12 protein-coding genes are annotated in these 17,155 nt (G+C 68.1%); 8 read left to right on the top strand and 4 right to left on the bottom strand.

Going from position 1 to position 17,155, the window contains the following annotated elements; translation table 11 throughout:
• Nucleotides 1-652, top strand: a 652-nt coding sequence (locus VFQ05_09615; protein HET9327017.1) for a tetratricopeptide repeat protein, incomplete at its 5' end; no start/stop codon positions are given.
• Between the two features lie 2 nt (nt 653-654).
• Here VFQ05_09615 and VFQ05_09610 read toward each other — a convergent pair.
• Complete coding sequence (locus VFQ05_09610; protein ID HET9327016.1) at nt 655-3,054, bottom strand: FlgD immunoglobulin-like domain containing protein; 2,400 nt, start codon at nt 3,052-3,054, stop codon at nt 655-657.
• 185 nt (nt 3,055-3,239) lie between these two features.
• Between VFQ05_09610 and VFQ05_09605 the strand changes: the two genes are divergently transcribed.
• Together VFQ05_09605 and VFQ05_09600 are read left to right on the top strand one after the other, a co-directional pair.
• Entirely contained in the window at nt 3,240-5,438 is a 2,199-nt protein-coding gene (locus tag VFQ05_09605) for a FlgD immunoglobulin-like domain containing protein (protein HET9327015.1), read from the top strand.
• A gap of 77 nt (nt 5,439-5,515) precedes the next feature.
• Nucleotides 5,516-6,430, top strand: a complete 915-nt coding sequence (locus VFQ05_09600; GenBank protein HET9327014.1) for a hypothetical protein — start codon at nt 5,516-5,518, stop codon at nt 6,428-6,430.
• Nucleotides 6,431-6,483: 53 nt separating this feature from the next.
• On the opposite strand, the gene VFQ05_09595 is transcribed toward VFQ05_09600, so the two are convergent.
• From VFQ05_09595 to VFQ05_09585, 3 genes are all read right to left on the bottom strand, one after another.
• Nucleotides 6,484-7,332 carry an alpha/beta hydrolase gene (locus tag VFQ05_09595; protein ID HET9327013.1) on the bottom strand — a complete coding sequence of 283 codons (849 nt, stop codon included), beginning with the start codon at nt 7,330-7,332 and terminating at the stop codon, nt 6,484-6,486.
• Nucleotides 7,333-7,348: 16 nt separating this feature from the next.
• The gene (locus tag VFQ05_09590; GenBank protein ID HET9327012.1) at nt 7,349-10,390 is read right to left on the bottom strand and encodes a peptidyl-prolyl cis-trans isomerase; all 3,042 of its coding nucleotides are present in this window, start codon (nt 10,388-10,390) and stop codon (nt 7,349-7,351) included.
• 126 nt (nt 10,391-10,516) lie between these two features.
• Nucleotides 10,517-12,553, bottom strand: coding sequence for a beta-N-acetylhexosaminidase (locus VFQ05_09585; protein HET9327011.1), 2,037 nt, complete (start codon nt 12,551-12,553; stop codon nt 10,517-10,519).
• Nucleotides 12,554-12,695: 142 nt separating this feature from the next.
• Here VFQ05_09585 and VFQ05_09580 point away from each other — a divergent pair, with 142 nt between their 5' ends.
• From VFQ05_09580 to VFQ05_09560, 5 genes are all read left to right on the top strand, one after another.
• A complete protein-coding gene (locus tag VFQ05_09580) occupies nt 12,696-13,004 on the top strand; it encodes a DUF883 family protein (GenBank protein HET9327010.1) in 309 nt (102 codons plus the stop codon).
• A gap of 7 nt (nt 13,005-13,011) precedes the next feature.
• Nucleotides 13,012-13,407, top strand: coding sequence for a phage holin family protein (locus VFQ05_09575; protein ID HET9327009.1), 396 nt, complete (start codon nt 13,012-13,014; stop codon nt 13,405-13,407).
• A complete protein-coding gene (locus VFQ05_09570) occupies nt 13,404-13,700 on the top strand; it encodes a YqjK family protein (GenBank protein HET9327008.1) in 297 nt (98 codons plus the stop codon). The genes VFQ05_09575 and VFQ05_09570 overlap by 4 nt, the downstream gene beginning before the upstream one ends.
• A gap of 27 nt (nt 13,701-13,727) precedes the next feature.
• Nucleotides 13,728-15,497 carry a SulP family inorganic anion transporter gene (locus VFQ05_09565; GenBank protein ID HET9327007.1) on the top strand — a complete coding sequence of 590 codons (1,770 nt, stop codon included), beginning with the start codon at nt 13,728-13,730 and terminating at the stop codon, nt 15,495-15,497.
• Between the two features lie 674 nt (nt 15,498-16,171).
• Nucleotides 16,172-16,969, top strand: a complete 798-nt coding sequence (locus VFQ05_09560; protein ID HET9327006.1) for a PDZ domain-containing protein — start codon at nt 16,172-16,174, stop codon at nt 16,967-16,969.
• Nucleotides 16,970-17,155: the final 186 nt, after the last annotated feature.

Genomic DNA, 17,155 nt, shown 5'->3' with positions numbered 1-17,155 from the left:
CGCGCGGCGCTACCAGCTCGATTACGTCCTGCTCGATCGCCGGCAGCGCTCCGGGGTGGAGCTGCTCGACGAGATCGATGCCGACACCACGTGGTCGCTGGTGTTCTTCGATGACACGTCCGCGCTCTACGCCCAGCGCGCATCGCTCCGGACCGTGGTCGATGACCATGGCCTGCGCCGTCTCGGCGGGGGAGTTCGCCGGCTCACGCAGGTGACGTACGCCGCGAGCGAGGACTCGGCCGTGCGAAGCGAGCTGCGCGCCGACCTCGAGCGAGCGGTGAAGGACTCCCGCTGGAACGCCACCGCTCACTCGATGCTCGCCAATCTCGCCATGGTCGATAATCGTGGCGACGAGGCGCGCACGCACTTGCGTGCCGCGCTGGCGGTCGATCCGCAATTCCAGAGCGCCCACTACCGCCTGGCGATGATCGCCTTGTTCGAGGGCCGAGCCGACGACGCCATCCCCGAGCTGGAGAAGGAGCGCAGGATCTCGGGCGAGGTGCCCGGGCTCCATCTGGCGCTCGGCATGGCTCACCAGCAGCGGGGCGATCGCGCCCGAGCCATCGATCACTACCGGGCGGAGCTGCGCCGCGATCCTGGGAACGCGGCGGCGCAGGCGCGCCTCGACTCTCTGACTTCTGGGACGCGCTGAACTCAGGGCATCGCCACCATCCGCTGCGTCAGCGCCCGGCCGAGCGCCTCGAGTCGCACGAAGTACATGCCGCTCGGGATCGTGTGGCCGTCATCGTTGCGCAGATTCCAGGTGAGGGAGAACGTCCCTTCCTGGTGGCGTCCGCGGAACAAGCCTCGCACCCGGCGACCACTGGGATCGTAAACCGCGAGCGAGACCGAGCCAGCGCGTGGCAGATCGAACGCGATCCTCGTGGAGCCACGCGCGGGATTGGGCTGCGGGATTCCGAGGCGAAGCGCCAGCAGTGAGCCGGAGCCGGGCACGTCCACGGTGCCGTCCGGAGTGAGGAGCGCGAAGACGCTCTCGTTGCCGTGCACATCGACCGCGGAGAGTTTGTAGAAGGCCGGCGTGCCGGCGTCGACGTAACCTGTATCGGCGCTGCTGGTGACGAGATTGGACGGCCCCGGCACGAAGCCCGCCGAGCTGCCGCGGTAGAGGCGATAGAGGGCGAAGTCCGCCTCCGTGCTGACGCCCCAGTGAAGGGACGTGCTCCCCGCGGCGTAGTTTCCGGTGAAAGGCTGCGGCGGGGCTGGAGCGATGTTGTCCACGGAGTAGCCGGAGTCGGGCGCCGAGAACCAGCGAGGTGAAGAGAGGCTCGTCCCGGATCGCGCCTCCACCATGAACGCCGTGCGCGGGTTGGATCCCGAGACCGAGTCGCTGGTGGTCGACGAGACCAGGCTGTAGCTCGACAGGATCGCGGCCGTCTGCGTGCCTACCAGCTCCCACGCGTAGTCCGTCGCCCCAAAGGGCATCACAAGGCGCAGGCCGGTCGCCGCCGCCACGTCGGGGTCCTCGGTGGTCATTCGGTCGAGTCCGGAGACGAGGAGTTGCGTCGGCACCGATCGCCACAGGCGATACTCGTAGATCCCGTAGGTCGGATCGACGTCCAGGTAGCTGGCCGACCACGACACCTTGACCTTGCCGCCCTGATCGTTGGGCACGTCGCGCACGCTCGCGATCACGGACCCGGGGTCGCCCAGGTAGCCGAAGCGTTCGATCTGCTGTGCGTAGATGTCCAGGTTGCCGCTGCGGCCGTCCTGCCAGGCGACGATGGCTCCGCCGGCCGCGTCGGCGACGAGCGCTGGGTTCTGCTGGGCGCCGACGGCGGTGCACAAGGCGGAGCCGTTGGCGCTCCACAGCGCCGTCCCGATGCCGGTCACCCGGCTGGCGTAGATGTCGTATGCGACGCCGCTGCGCAAGTCGTACCAGGTGACGATCGCGCCGCCTGCGCCGTCGGATGCGATCGCCGGATTGTTCTGAGTGCCCACGGCGGTGCAGAGCGCCACGCCGTTGAGGGTCCACTGGACGGCACCATTGGCTGCCACGCGCTGGGCGTAGATGTCGTTGGCGCCACCGCGGGCATCGGGCCATGCGACCACCGCACCGCCGCTGCCGTCGGAGACCAGGACCGGGATGGTCTGCTCGTTCGCGGCCGTGCAGAGCGCCACGCCGTTGGGGGTCCACTGCGCGTTCCCGTTGGCGTCCACCCGCTGGGCGTAGATGTCGGAGTTCCCGCTGCGGCTGTCGTACCAGGTCACGATCGCGCCGCCCGCGCCGTCGGAAATGATCCGCGGATCCCGCTGATCCCCGGTGCCGGAGCCGAGGGCCACGCCGTTGGCGGTCCACTGCCCGGTGCCGCTGGCGGCATTGATCCGCTGCGCAAAGACGTCCCAGTTGCCATTACGAAGATCGAACCAGGCGATGACCGCCCCGCCTGCGCCGTCGGAGATGATGGTCGGCACGACCGCGGAGGAGGGGAGGTTGCAGACGATCTTGCCGTTGACTCCCCACTGGTTCGCGCCGCTGGCATTCACCCGCTGCGCGAAGATGTCGTTGTTCCCATTTCGCGTGTCGTACCAGGTGACGATGGCTCCGCTTGCGCCATCCGAAGCGATCGTGGGGTAGAACTGATCGCCGGCAGCGCCGGACAGCGCCACGCCGTTGGCAGCCCACTGCGTCACGCCTGCACCGTTGACCCGCTGGGCGTAAATGTCGTTGTCGAGGCCGTTGCGAAAGTCGAACCAAGTGACGATTGCACCGTCTGCGCCGTCCGACACGATGGTGGGATATTGCTGATCGAAAGCCGCGGTGCAGAGGGCCACGCCGTTGGCGGTCCACAGCGGCGCACCGGTAGCGCTCACCCGTTGGACGTAGATGTCCATATTGCCGGCGCGCAAGTCATGCCAGGTGACGAACGCGCCGCCTGCGCCGTCGGGAATCATGGTGACGTCGCTCTGCGGCCCGGCGGCGGTACAGAGAGGCACATTGCCGTTGTTCGGGTCGTGCGGCCAGGCCGCCTGAGCCACGCCCGGAACGGCGAGCGCGAGCAGGATTGAAGGCAACGCGGTGAGTCTGGGCAGCATGGCGGCCTCCGCAGCGAGAACACAGGCTCAGGCCGCAAGGTGGGGGGTGACGCGGGCCTGTTAGGGTCAATGACAGGAAACGCCGACCCAGGCAGAACCGAACAAACGAAAAGCCCCCGATCGCTCCGGGGACCGCGTGATAGACTTCGCGCCTCGTTTTCCTGCGACGACTCCCCGAGGCCTGCATGCGTCCGACTTTCCGGCTCTACTTCTCGTTCCTGGCCCTGGGCCTCCTCGCCGGCAGCGCCGGCGCTGGCCCGATCGAGGACCGCCTCGCTCAGACCTACGGCCGGCTCGATCCCGGCGAGACCGGGGTTCTCTACGACCGGGTGCTGCCGCTCTCCGGCATTGAGCGCTTCGACGGCCGTGTCGGAGCACCGCCCGCGAACGTGCGGTTGTTCCGTCAGATCTACGACGAGCTGCGGCGCGCCTCGTCGGATCCCGCCGCGCGGCCGACGCCCGAGGCGCTATTCGAGCGCGCGCAAGGCCGCCATGACGCGATTCCGATCGCGCTGCTGTTCGACCGCTATCAGCGCATTCGCAACGACGCGCTCGAGCGCGGCGCGCTGGTGAAAGTGGGCGAGAGCCTCGCACCCGGGCATGGCGAGGCTTACGAGACTCACACGGCATTCGTGGCGGCGGCCTTGCGCAGCCAGACGTGGCGAGGAGGAGAGGCTCGCTTCGTGCTCGATCCGGAGACCTTCTTCTCCAACGCGGGGGTGATGCTGGCGGATCTCGAGATCGACCTCGGTGACGGAGTCGGCTTCCGTGGCGCCACGCTGGGGGTCCCTCTCACGGCGCGTTACTCATCGACCGGAGCCAAGACGCTCCGGCTTCGCGCCAAGGTGGGAGGCGCGGTGCTCGAAGCCTCGAGCGTGGTGATCGTGCGAGCGCTGGCCGCACCGCTTCCCGACGACACCTTGCACGTCACCGGGACGATTCCCTATCTGAGTGGTGTCGCCACGGGTGATGCCTACGTCTATCTCGCGCCGGGCCGCAGCTCGATCGTCAACCCGGCGATCGTGGTCGAGGGATTCGACCTCGACAACTCGATGAACTGGGACGAGCTCTACGAGCTGCTCAACCAGGAGCAGCTGCTCGAGGACCTGCGCGCCGATGGTTACGACGCCATCGTGCTCAACTTCACCGACGCCACCGACTACATCCAGCGGAACGCCTTCGTGCTGGTCGAGCTGCTTCAGCAGCTCCGTGGCACGGTCGGTCCGCAGACCACCTTCGCGCTGGCCGGCGCCAGCATGGGTGCGCTGGTGAGTCGCTACGCGCTGGCCTACATGGAAGTCCAGGGTCTTCCCCATTCGGTGCGCACCTGGCTGTCGTTCGACGGGCCCCATCAGGGCGCCAACATCCCGCTTGGCGTCCAGTACTGGGTGAAGTTCTTTTCCGGCCAGTCGGCCGACGCCGCGTTCCTGCTGTCGCGCCTCGATCGCCCGGCGGCGCGGCAGATGCTGGTCCATCACTACACCGACCCGCCCGGCTCCACCGGCCAGGCGGATCCGCTGCTCGCCGGTTTCACCGCGGATCTGGCTGCGGTCGGCAACTGGCCGGTCCAGCCGCGCCGGGTCGCGATCGCCAACGGGAGCGGCGCGGGCCTCGGTCAGGGCTTCGCGGCAGGCGCGCAGATCGTCCAGTGGAGCTACAGCGATCTGTTCGTGGCCGTGCGCGGACACGTGTGGGCGGTGCCCAACCAGACGCCGCTGACCAAGATCTTCGACGGCAGCATCCGCCTCCTGTTCTTCCCGACCACCCAGGTGGTCAACGTGTCGGCCACGAAGCCTTACGACAACGCTCCCGGTGGGTCGCGAGCCACCATGGCCGACATGGACAGCACGGCCGCGCCGTACGGCGACATCGTCGCGCTCCACCCCAGCCATTGCTTCATTCCGACGATGAGTGCTTTGGCCTATGACTCGCCCGATCTCTTCCACAGCGTGGCGAGCGATCCCGATCCGCTCGCGCACACGCCATTCGACATGATCTACGTGCCTGCCGTGAACCAGGAGCACGTGCAGATCACGCCCGAGAACAAGACCTGGATCATCAGCGAGATCGAGAGCGGCGTGACCGGAGTGGGAGGGCCAGCGGCCAATCCGCCGCTGTCACTCGCCGTCGCGCCCAATCCATCCTCCGGACCGCTGGAGATGGCGTACAGCCTGGCCCGCGCGGGCGCCGTGGACCTGCGGATCTTCGACATCGCGGGCCGTGAGATCGCCCACCCGGTGACCGGAAGCCGGCCCGCAGGGTTGTATCGGGTGACGTGGGATGGCAGTCGGGAGAATGGGACCTCGGCTGCCCCTGGGGTCTACTTCATTCACCTCGCCGCCCACGGCGAGACATTGACGCGACGGATCGTCCGGCTGCGCTAGCAGCCTGTCGCGTCCGGCTTCTCGGGCCCAACGAGCCAGGCGGTGGGCTCGAGTCACTCACCGGGGAAGGAGAAGCCATGCCTTCGCGAAAGAGTCCCCCCTTGCTCGTTGGCAGCGCCTCGCTCCTGATGCTGGCAGGATGCGTGCAGCTCATGGCGCCCAAATCCGCGCTCGAGCAACGTCCGCTGGCCAACCCCTGGGCTCAGGAGAGCGGGCTCTTCTACCCGCTCGACATCGGCAATCACTGGGGCTACGAATACACCTCCAGCTTTCAAATCATCCCCTCGGGTGGGCCGGCGGGCAATCCCGACGTCATCGAATCTCTTGTCGATGTCGATGTCACCGGCACCGCGGAGCGATTCGGCCGCACCTACCTTGTCCAACGAGAGTCTGACGGTCAGGGGTACGAGGCAGAATTCCTGTACCGCCAGGACAAGTCTGGACTCTTCAATGCGGACCCCGAGCCTGCCTCCATGAAGGCGCTCGCCCAGAGAGATGAAGTATTGACGCGACTCGTCGGCGATGCCACGCCTTCGATGAAAGAGGCGTATCGGGCGGCGATGGCGCGCGTGATCGCCAAGCAGAACGCCGTTCGGAAGGCGCTTCATGGCGCCGGTCATGGCGGCGCCGCGATCGGCCAGACGTCGGGGCCGCTCGCGGGCGAGATCGCGCTTCTCCGATACCCGATCGCCACCGGGAAGACCTGGCACGTTCGCGAGGATCCGCTCGTCGTCTACACCGTCGAGGCTCAGGAGAGCCTCCAGCTTCCCGCCGGCACACTGAACGGATGGCGGATTCGTATCGACTGGCCAGGGTTCTTCGGTCCCGAGGATCACGCGGCCGTCTGGTATGGACGGGATGGACGGCTGCAGCTGCGTGCGCATGTCGAGAGCGAGGCGACCGACGAGAACGGCAACGTGATCGGGACCGTCGTCGGTGACGATGTCCAGCAGCTGAGCGAAGTCTCCCTGGTGAAGAAAGACCCCTCGTGAGAGCCCTCGAACACTTCATGTAATTCCTTGCTCTCCCCAGGGAGAGCAAGGAGTTACAACGGGGAACGGTCGGAGGAACCGCCAGGACTCGCTCGCGACACCTGATGCCCGCGGAGAAAGGCATCCACCGCGCGCACCCACTCCACCTCGGGGCCCAGCGGGAATCCATTGTGAGAGCTGCCGGGCAACTCCATCAGAAGCTTCGGGCCGGCATAGGACTCGTGGAGCTTGCGGCCCTGAGGAGCGCCGATGACCTCGTCCTCGGTGGCGACCACGAACGCGACGGGCACGCGCGCAGCCTTCAGCGCGGCGAGGTTGTCCCACCGGTCGCGCAGCAGGAAGGCCAATGGGCCGTAATGGCTCCATGCGACATCGATGAGCCGGGCGAACGGCACCACGAGAATGGCCCCGGCCAGACCGGCCTCGGTCTCCAGCAGCGCGCTCGCGGCGCCGGCGCCGATGCTCTCCCCGAGCAAAGTGAGCGGACGCGGGTCGGCACGCATCATCTCGGCGACGGCGGAGCGCCCGGTGCGAATGAAGGCGTCCTTCCCGGGCCGGCCGGCGCGCGCGCCGTAGCCCGGGTATTCGAAGATCGACACTTCCCACCCCAGCGCGGCGAAGGCGCCGACGTAAGGCGCGCGATCCAGCGCTGAGCCGGCGTTGCCGTGGAAGACGACCAGCCGGGCCGAGGCCCGCGGGTCTGGACGCTGCCATCCGACGATCCGGCCCTCGGAGTCCCGCCATGGCGAGAGCCCGAGCGCCGCCGCGCGGCGCACACTCTCCGGCTCGCTCGCGCGACTGGGGAAGTAGATCATCGAGTCGTGCATCACCATCGTGAGCAGCGCCACCGCGGCGCAGGCCAGCGCCGCGGCTGCGCCGAGATGGCGCCATCGGTTCTTCACATGCGCGTCGCCGCTCCTAGTTGAGAGAGGCCACGGCCCGCGGGCCCTTCAGGTCGGGTCGAATGACCTCGATCTTCACCGTCTTCTTCTTTTCGTCCACCCAGGCGTCGTAGCGCTTCTTCGCCAGATCCGCCTCGATCTGCGCCGAGGTCGCGGTGAAGGTGGCGGGATCTCCCGACTTGCGCTCCTCGACGCGCAGCCACGCGCGTCCCAGGGCGACGTGCAGGGAGTCGGTGGTCTGGCCAAGCTTGGTGGCGAAGGCCTTCTCGACCACTCGCGGCTCCATGCCGAGCATCGGCACGTAGCTCGCGGAGCGGATCGTCGGTCCGCTGTCTCTCAGCCCGCCATAGGGCGCGGCGATCGAGTCGAGCGGGACGCCCGAGGCGAGCGCCGTGCGAATCGCCCGGGTCTTCTCGTCCAGGGCCTTGAGGCGTTTCTGGTTGCGCACCGCTTCGAGCGCCTGCGACTTGGCCTCGGTGAACTCCGCGGGATGCGCGGGGAGCTTCTGACGCAGGCGGAAGACGGCGTAACGAGTGTTCGCGCGATAGCTCTTCGCCGCCCACTTGCCGGTGGTCATCGTGGGAAGGTCCTGGCTCAGTCCCGTCACCATGCCAAGGGCGGGCACGTTCTCGTTGGCCGCGATCGGCGCGGCCCCGATGATGCCTCCGTACGGCGCGGCCAGGGCTTTCACGTCGCCGCCCGCGGCCAGCTTGCGGCGCAGCGTGCTGGCGGCGCGCATGGCGCTCGAGTCGGCCCGCGCCTGCGCCATCTGCGCCTTGAGTCCGGGCTTCACCTCGTCGAACGGCTTGATGCCCGCGGCTTTCCGATCCTCCACCTTGATGATGTGGTACCCGAACATCGTCTTCACCACCGGGCTCATCTCACCCGGCTTGAGCGCGAAGGCGGCGTCCTCGAATTCCTTCACCATCCGCTTGCGTCCAAACCAGCCCAGATCACCGCCGCGGTTCGCGGCACCCGGCTCCTGCGAGAAGAGCTTGGCAAGCTCGGCGAAGTCGCCGCCGTTCTTGCGGATCCCACCCAGCAGCGAGTCTGCGCGCGCCTTGGCTTTCTTGTCGACATCCGGGCCCTGTTCTCGGGTCGAGAACAGGATGTGCCGTGCCTTCACCTGCTCCTCTTCACGATAGGTCTCGCGGGTCGCGTCGTAGCGGCGCCGCACTTCGGCGTCGGTGACCTTCATGGAGTCGGCAGGTGGGATCGTGACCGCGACGTAGTCGAGCGCGTACTTGAGCGGCGTCTTGAACTCCGAGCGGTGCTGGTCGAAGTAAGCCCGCGCCTCGGCCTCGTCTTTCTTCAGCTTCTCCTGATTGAAGTCGATGTCCGAGCGGGCCTTTGCCGCCTCGTAGGTGGGAACGAACCCGGTATCCGCCGCGTCGATCCTCCATACCGCCCACCACGCGTTGAAGAGCCGCGGCCCCTGGACCACTCCCTTGCTCGCGAGCGCCGTGTTGCGCAGAGAATCGAGGAAGGGCGACCTCCACAGCGTGTCGGAAGACGTCAGCGCATAGATCGTCAGGCTCTCGACCGCGGCGCCGGCCGACTTCGCCATCGGGCGGGGATCGCGAGAGCCGCGGAGCGCAGTGACGATCTTGGCCAGCGCATCGTGGGCCGCCTTGGCGCGCTGCTCCTGCGTGATGCGGGCGGCGACCAGAACACGGAGCGAGTCCGAAAGCGGCGGGATCCAGGCCTTCGAGGTGTCGGGCTTGCCGAACAGGCTATGCCCGTGCTGCGCATACCAGCGCTGGACCTCCTGAGGAGTCGGCGGCTTGGGCGTGGCGATCGCCGACTCGCGGAGCGTCACGCGGGTGATGGCGGCGCGAGTGCCACGCCACTTGTCCTGGTGCGCCAGGTAATAGGCGCGGCGGTCGGCTTCGGCCGTCAGGCGCCGGTGCTCGCTGTCGGCGCGGCGCTTGACCTCGCCCAGCACCTCCCGCATCGGGGGCACCTGCTTGGGTAGGCGCTCGACGATCGATCCGACGAACACCGCATCGGACGCGACGTAGGGTCCCACCACCCGGATGGTCGAATCGGTGTCCGCCTTGGCGAGCGTGTCGTTCAGGCCCTGCACCCGGCCGAGGCTGGGGATGATGGGGGCGGGAATCTCGAACAAGCCGGTGTCGGTGAAGCGCTCGGTGGTATCGGCCAGGGTTCGGCGGCGCAGCGAGTCCGCGATGCCGCGGGCCCGCGCGAGCGCCTTCTTCTCCTCGTCCGCGCGCGTCGAGTCGCCCTCGGCCGGAAGCGGCAGACGCTGGTAGCGAAGGCGCACCCGGGTGCGCTTGGCGAACTCGTCGGGATGCGCCTGGTAGTAGCGCGCCCATTCCGCCTCGGGCGCCTCGGGCTCGATCGGCATCTCGCGGGTCAGCAGCGGCAGCAGCTTGAAGCGCACCTGGTCATAGCGCTTTGCCCACTCGGCGCGCACCTGGGCCTGCGTGGGCTTGAATCGCTGGCGCAGCGATTCGTCGAGCTTTCGCATCTGCGCGGTCTGCTTGATCTGGGGCAGGATGAGCTGGTAGTTGGACCGGGGATCCGACTTGTAGCTGCTGAACTTCACCGGGTCGAACTTGCCGTCGGTCATGAAGAACGGCTGGTCCTTGATGACGTTGTCGATGTCCTCCTGCGTGACCGGCGTGCTCTGGCGCTGCGACTCGATCGCGAGCAGCTCCCGCTTGATCAGCTCGTCGAGGACGTTGAGCGATGCGGTGCGCTGCATGTTGCGATCGAAGCTCGCTCCGAACTGCGCCTTGAGCTGGGCGAAGTAGGGATCCGCGATCTTGTCGTATTCGTCCTCGGTGATCTCACGCCCTTCCACCCGGGCGATCACCGGCGACGCCGGCTGCCGAGGCGAAGCCTGAGCCGGCTGGGGCAGCGGGGACGCGAAGGGATTGGGGTTGTTGGGAGGCGACGTTCCCCAGAAGGGACTCGTCGGCTGAGCCGGAGGCTGCTGGGCGAACACGAGAGGGGCCGCCACGACGAGCAGCAGACCAAGGAGCCAGAGGGCACGCACGTCGCGACGCGGTGCGCGTGAAGCGGAATCGCGCATCGATGAGCCTTCGATTGGGGTGGTGCGGGAGCCGGCATCCTGCCGGCACGGGGCAAGAAGGCTAATGCCTCGGATTCATGTCCTGCAAGGAGAGTCCTCGACGCCGCGCCGGAGTGAGCGAGGCGCTCAGGCGCCGAGCCCCAGCGCCTCCGGGGCGGGCAGGGGCGTGCCATTTCGGAACTCGACCAGGGCCACCCGGATGCGGTCCCACTTCTCGGCCCAGACCTGGAGATCGCGGTCGAACTCGGCGAGCACGTTGCCGAGCCAGTAGGGCCGATTCTCGGCCAGCCACAGGCGCTGGTACTCGTCGCGCAGCATCGCGCTCTGCTCGCGGCCTTGCGCGATGAGACCGAGGATGGCGTTGAGTCGATCCACCACCCGGGCCGATTTGTCCTTGGTCTTCTGGTGGTCGAAGGCGTCCTGGTAGTACGCCTTGAGCCGCTCGGCCAGGATCGCGCGCTGCCCGATCGCGTGGAGCCGGCGCGCGGCGAAGGCCACGTAGTCGAGCTGGTCGGCGTTGCGTCGCGCCTTCACCCGTGCACGCTCGACCTGCTCGATGGCCTGCTCCTGCGCGCGCCGCAGGTCGAGCGTCGGCGCCCCGATCATGCCGAGCAGACGCCGGTCGAGGCTGCCGCGCGCCGGGTTGAGCCACGACAACTCGATGGTCGCGTCCATCGGGCGCACGCTCTGCAGGATGGTGTGGGCGCTCGCCACGCTCGCCACGGCATCCGCGGCTTCGTGCCCCGGACTGCGCAGGAAGGCCCAGTCGAACGCGAGCCGGAAGCGCTCGGGATCGTAGTCGCCGCTCTTCCACGCCGCGGCCGCGCCGTAGAGGACCGGATACCAGCACAGCCCGAAGAGGGCGTCGCCGTTGTCGTCCCAGGTGCAGGTCAGCTGGCCCAGGGCGCCCTTCTTCTGGCCTTCGCGGGTGAGACCTCGGATGTTGGGAATCGCGATCGACAGGTTGGGGAAGATGCGGCTCCAGTTGATGGCGCCTGGGCAGACGAACACGTCCACGCCGGCATTGCGGAAGATCGCCAGCCGGGACTCGAAGTTCTCGCGTCCCGAGTAGTCCCACACCGCCGCCACCGCGCTCTTGGGAAGCCTGGCCGCAACCTCGGGATGCGACTCGATGAAGTCGCCCCAGAACATGGTCCGCTTGCCGCGTGCCGCGAGCGTGCGGTCGAGGCGCGCGAGCCAGTCGACATAGACGTTCCCGAGCCCTCGCTTCGCCACCAGCTCGCGCGACTGGCCCTTGCCGATCTCGGTCATCTCGTCGCCGCCGACGTGGACGAACGGCGCGGAGGAATACGACGCGGCCTCGGTGAGCAGCGTCTCCGCCAGCGCCAGGCTCTTGGGATTCGCGGGAGCGAGCGCGCCGGAGAGCGGCGTCTCGGCCAGCTCCTTGTAGCGCTCGTAGCCGAGCAGGCGGTCGAGGTGGCCGAAGACCTGCTGCTCGATCATCAGGGCGACGTGGTGGCGGCTCGCGAAGGCCGATACGTCGCGAAGCTCTTCCGGCGTGAACGCGCCGCCGGGATTGGCGACCAGAGGCTCACTGCGATAGGCGATCGCCTGCTCGGAGTAGAGCGCGTAGAGGTTGACCTTGAACTCGGCGAGGATCGCGATGCGGCGCTTGAGCGCCTCGACGGTCGGCACCGGTCCGCGGCTGATGTCGTCGTGCACGCCTCGCCAGCGCATGGCCGGGCGGTCCTCGATCGTGGCCACCGGAATGCCCGCCGGCTCGATCATCTGGCGCAGGGTCTGGACGCCGTAGAAGAGACCGGCGGCGGTGCGGGCCGTCACCGTGACGCCACCGCTCTTCACCTCGAGCCGGTAGCCTTCGTCGCCCGCCGCGGCGAGACTCCCGTCGCGGCGCAGGACGATCGTGCCGCTGCCGCTTTGAACCACGCGCGGATCCTTGCCCGTGGCGGCGCGGATCTCTTCGCCGAGCAGCTCCGCGGCAAAGCGGTCCTCCGCGTCGTTGCCGACCGCGATGGTCACGGCGCCCGTCAGAGCGAGCCGGCCCGATCCGGTCTGGACGCTGGACGGGTCGGGAATGATCCGGAGCTGCGCGAAGGCAAGCGAGGGCAGGAGCCAGGCGGAAGCCACCAGCGCCGGCAGCGCTCGCGTGGAAACCTTGGGATGGCGGGTGATCCCGGACACCGAGCCTCCTCGAAGGGGGTCGAAGCGGGGAACGGTAACACGACGAGCATCGCTTTCGGACTTCCAGTAGATTCATTCCCCCTGACCGCAAGGAATCCACTTCAGGAGCCGCACGAGCGGCTCGAGCCGAAGGAGGCCCGCCATGACCCCAGGAACGATCCACGATGCCCGCGAACAGCTCGTCGTCGACATGAAAGCCGTCATCGCCGACGCGCAGGAGCTGCTCGAGGCAACGACCAGCGCGACCGGCGATCGCATCAAGGCCGCGCGGGCGCGCGCGGAGGAGACCATCCGGGCGGCGCGGCAGCGCGTGGCGGATCTCGAGGTCGTCGATCGCGCCAAAGAGGCCGCGCGCTCGACGGACGCGTACGTCCATGAGCATCCATGGGGCGCCGTGGGCCTCGCCGCGGCCGCGGGAGTGGTGGTCGGCGTTCTGATCGCGCGGCGCTGAGGCCGCCATGAACAGCGAATCGGACCCGCCGCGCGAAGGCGGCTTCGTCGCTTCACTTCACCGCCTCGGCCACAACCTGCTTCAGGTGGTGACGACGCGGCTGGAGATCCTCTCCACCGAAGTGAAGGAAGAGCGCCTCAACCTGGTGCGGCTGATTCTGGTCGCGCTCACGGTGCTCTTCTGCCTGCAGGTCGGTCTCATCTTCGCGCTGCTGTTCGTCGTGCTCGCCGTCGGAGAATCCAACCGTCTGGCCGCGATCGGAATCGGCGCGCTGATCTTGTTGCTGGGCGCCGTGGGTGGGGCGTTGTGGATGAGACATTGGCTCAAGCACCGGCCGCCGATGTTCGCGACCACGCTGGCCGAGCTCCGCAAGGACCGGGATCGCATCCGAGGCCGGCGATGAGCGAGCGGGAAGCGCTGCATGCCCGTCGCGCCCAGCTGGTCGAGCGTGCGGCGCACGAGCGGGCCGAGCTCGCTCGGCTTCTCGGCGAGCTGGAAAAGCCGGTCCGCGTCGTCGATCGAGGTCTGGCGTTCGTGCGCGGCTTGAAACGAACCCCCTGGCTCGGCGCCGGCATCGGGGCCGCGATGGCGGCGCTCACGATGGTGCGTCCGCGCGGGGTCATAGGCTGGATCGCGACCGGGCGAGCGTTGTGGGAGGTGCTGGCCGGCGCGCGGCGCAAGGCCTCGCACACCTAGGCAGGTTTCGTGGCGGAGCGGGGAGGGGTGCGCGGGGCGAGGAGCGACGTCGCGGCCGGACAGCCTCAGGTTCCTGGACGCCTTGCGGCGCCGCGCGAGCCCCGCGGCTGGCGTCGCTGGATTCCCGGCGTCGCCATCGCGCGCGAGTACCGGATCGGATGGTTGCCGAGCGATCTGATGGCCGGCCTGGTGCTCGCCACCATGCTGGTTCCGGCCGGGATCGCGTACGCGCACGCCGCGGGCATCCCGGGGATCAACGGGCTCTACGCCACGATCGTGTGCCTGGTGGCGTACGCGCTGTTTGGCCCGAGTCGCATCCTGGTGCTCGGTCCCGACTCGTCCCTGGCGCCCCTGATCTTCGCCGCCATCGCGCCGCTCGCGGCCGGCGATCCGGCGCGCGCCGTCGCGCTCGGCGCCGGCATGGCCATCGTCTCCGGATTGGTGCTGATTCTGGCCGGTGTCTTTCGTCTCGGCTTCGTGACCGAGCTGATCTCGAAGCCGATCCGCTACGGTTACATGAACGGCATCGCGATCGTGGTGCTGATCAGCCAGCTGCCGAAGCTCCTCGGCCTCTCGATCGAGCGCGGGGAGCCGCTCCGCGACCTGTGGCTCGTGGCGCGGCAGGTGTTCGCGGGTCAAACGGACCTTCTGACCTTCGCGGTCGGCGCCGCGACGCTCCTCGTCATCCTCGTGCTCAAGCGCTTCAAGCGCGTGCCCGGCATCCTCCTCGCGGTGGCAGGGGCGACCCTCGCCGTGGTCTGGCTCGGCCTCGAAGAGCGCGGGGTGAAAGTGCTGGGCTTGCTTCCGCAAGGGCTTCCAACCTTCGAGTGGCCCGATCTCGATCTCAAGGAGATCAATGCCATCCTGGCCGGCGCGCTCGCGGTCACGATGGTGTCGTTTGCCGACACCACCGTGCTCTCTCGAACCTACTCCTCCAAGTCCGGCGCGCCGGTGAATCCCAGCCAGGAGCTGATCGGCCTCGGCGCCGCCAACCTGGCCAGCGGACTCTTCAAGGGCTTCCCGATCAGCAGCAGCTCCTCGCGCACGCCGGTCGCCGAGGCATCGGGAGCCAAGACGCAGATGACCGGCGTGGTCGGGGCGCTGGCGGTCGCCTCGCTGGTGGCCTTCGCTCCGGCGCTTCTCGAGGATTTGCCGAACGTCGCGCTGGCCGCGGTCGTGATCGCCTCGGCCATCGGTCTCTTCGAGCTGGCCGACTTGCGGCGAGTCCATCGGATCCAGCGCTGGGAGTTTTGGCTCTCGATCGCCTGCACCGCCGGAGTCGTGGTGTTCGGCACGATCGCGGGGATCGGGCTGGCCATCGTGGCGGCCGTGATCGAGTTCCTATGGGACGGCTGGCGCCCGCATTCCGCCGTGCTCGGGCGCGCGGACGGGGTCCGCGGCTACCACGACATCACGCGTTATCCCGATGCTCGGCGGGTGCCCGGCCTGGTGCTGTTCCGCTGGGACGCGCCGCTCTTCTTCGCCAACGCCGAGCAGTTTCGCAAGCGCGTGCTCGAGGCGTTGGAGGAATCGCCGACGCCCGTGCGCCAGCTCCTGATCGCGGCCGAGCCGGTGACCAGCATCGATGTGACCTCGGCGGACATGCTCGCCGAGCTCGACCGAACACTGGAAGAAGCGCAGATCGAGCTGGACTTCGCCGAGATGAAGGACCCGGTCAAGGACAAGCTGAAGCGCTTCGGCCTGTTCGAGCGGCTGGGTCCCGAGAACTTCCATCCGACCGTCGGCGCGGCCGTCGACGACTACCTCGAGAAGCACAAGGTCGACTGGAAACCCTGACGCTCTCGACCAGCCTCACGGGAGAACGTCGAACGTCCTCTGTGCCTGCCCGGGCGGCGTTACGGTCGGGCATCGATGACCCCGGCCGGCCGCGCTCCGGCACCGAACCCGGTCGATGACCCGCGGGAGGGTAGGCGTAGCGCCTCAGGTAGCCGTCGACCGGCGCGGGTGGATGACCTCCGCTTGGGTCCCTGCTGTTCCACCGGGTCCCGATGGGAGCGAACTACCGCGAGCGCGTGAAAGTCAGTGCAATGGGACCAAATCCGGCTCTAGAATCAACTTTAGCCGGGTAGACCCAAGTGGCCACCGAGGCGGAGCTTACCCCGGTAGCCTCGAGTGGCCGTGTCGGATCGATTCGATCTCTGCACGATCTTGAAATGTGCACGGCCGCACGCTGTGGTTTCGGCACGAACGCAACGGACAACGCCGACGATCAGCGATGGAACGCGAAGAACTTTGAGACATCGGCCGCATGATCGTCGGCCTCCTCCAGCTGCGCCGCCATGCCGCGACCCGTTCATGGCCGCACCGAGCAGGCGCATTGGAAGGAGGAGAGTTCAATCATGTCGCATCTCATCAGAGGCTTCGCAGCAGCGTCGATGATTGCGATCGTCGCGACGTCGGCCTGGTCATCCAGCTCTCGTGCCCAATCCTTTTCGGGCCCAGGATCATGGATGGGAGTCAAGGTCGCACCTCTCAGCGATGGTTGGCGCGAGCAGTACGCGTACTCGAGAGCGGGTATTCGCGTCACCGAAGTCGAATCGGACGGCCCCGCGGATCGCATCGGCATCGTGCCCGGCGACATCCTCGTGGCCGTGGGGTTCACTTCGCTGAGGAACGTGGGTGATCTCGTGACCGCGCACTCCCGCGTCGATCAGAGCCAGCCTATTCCCGTGACCATCGTGCGGAACAACGGCAAGGTGATGAAGATCAGAACCATGGAGCCAGTTCCCGCGCCCGCGCCCGAGCCTGTCGCGGCGGCGCCGGCTGCGACCGTCGCCGTGGCGCCGCCGACAGCGAATGTGGCGGCCGTGGAGACCGCCCAGCCGCCGGCGACCGAGGCCGCGGTTGCCGAGCCGAAGACGGATCCGCTGACGACGCTCGGCCTCCAGTGCGCGAACCTGAATCGCGCATTGGCGTCGGCACTGGGCGCCTCGAAGGCGGAGGGTGTCCTGGTGCTCGAGGTGGAGTCCGGCGGGCAAGCCGATCGCGCCGGAATCCACGCCGGTGACGTGATCACCGGGGCGGGAAGTCAAGCCATTGGCAGCGTCGAAACGCTGGTGCACGCGTTGAGTGCCGCGCCCGCCGGAATCACGCTGCACACACTGCGGCGCACCGAAGAGCGCGACGTCACCGTGGCGCTGGTGGCGCCGCCGACGGAGCAGGAGGCCGTGCAGCAGGAGCTGCGGAAACTTCGTGAGGAGATCGAGGCGCTGCGAAAAGAGATGGCGGCGCCCAAGAACACCGATTAGTGCAGAGGTGTGAGAGAGCCCTCGGCCAGCGATGACCGAGGGCTTTTCTGCGGCCCGCTTGAAAGCTGGACCGCGGATCAGCCGGGCTGGTAGCCTTCGACTGCCGCGTTGCCAGCCACCCCCCGCACGCTGCGGCCGGAATCACTTCTCGAGAAACCAGACTCCGCTCTCCTCGGAGGCCCCATG

The sequence above is a fragment of the Candidatus Eisenbacteria bacterium genome, from assembly GCA_035712145.1.
Lineage (GTDB): Bacteria > Eisenbacteria > RBG-16-71-46 > RBG-16-71-46 > RBG-16-71-46 > DASTBI01.
The sequence above is the reverse complement of the archived record's forward strand: the minus strand, read 5'-3'. Positions and strand labels throughout refer to the sequence as shown.

Excerpts from the sequence above, each read along its gene's own strand:
- VFQ05_09580 (HET9327010.1), top strand. The coding sequence starts at position 12,696 with ATGACCCCAGGAACGATCCACGATGCCCGCGAACAGCTCGTCGTCGAC.
- VFQ05_09575 (HET9327009.1), top strand. The coding sequence starts at position 13,012 with ATGAACAGCGAATCGGACCCGCCGCGCGAAGGCGGCTTCGTCGCTTCA.
- VFQ05_09560 (HET9327006.1), top strand. The coding sequence starts at position 16,172 with ATGGGAGTCAAGGTCGCACCTCTCAGCGATGGTTGGCGCGAGCAGTAC.
- VFQ05_09570 (HET9327008.1), top strand. The coding sequence starts at position 13,404 with ATGAGCGAGCGGGAAGCGCTGCATGCCCGTCGCGCCCAGCTGGTCGAG.
- VFQ05_09610 (HET9327016.1), bottom strand. The coding sequence starts at position 3,054 with ATGCTGCCCAGACTCACCGCGTTGCCTTCAATCCTGCTCGCGCTCGCC.
- VFQ05_09590 (HET9327012.1), bottom strand. The coding sequence starts at position 10,390 with ATGCGCGATTCCGCTTCACGCGCACCGCGTCGCGACGTGCGTGCCCTC.
- VFQ05_09605 (HET9327015.1), top strand. The coding sequence starts at position 3,240 with ATGCGTCCGACTTTCCGGCTCTACTTCTCGTTCCTGGCCCTGGGCCTC.
- VFQ05_09600 (HET9327014.1), top strand. The coding sequence starts at position 5,516 with ATGCCTTCGCGAAAGAGTCCCCCCTTGCTCGTTGGCAGCGCCTCGCTC.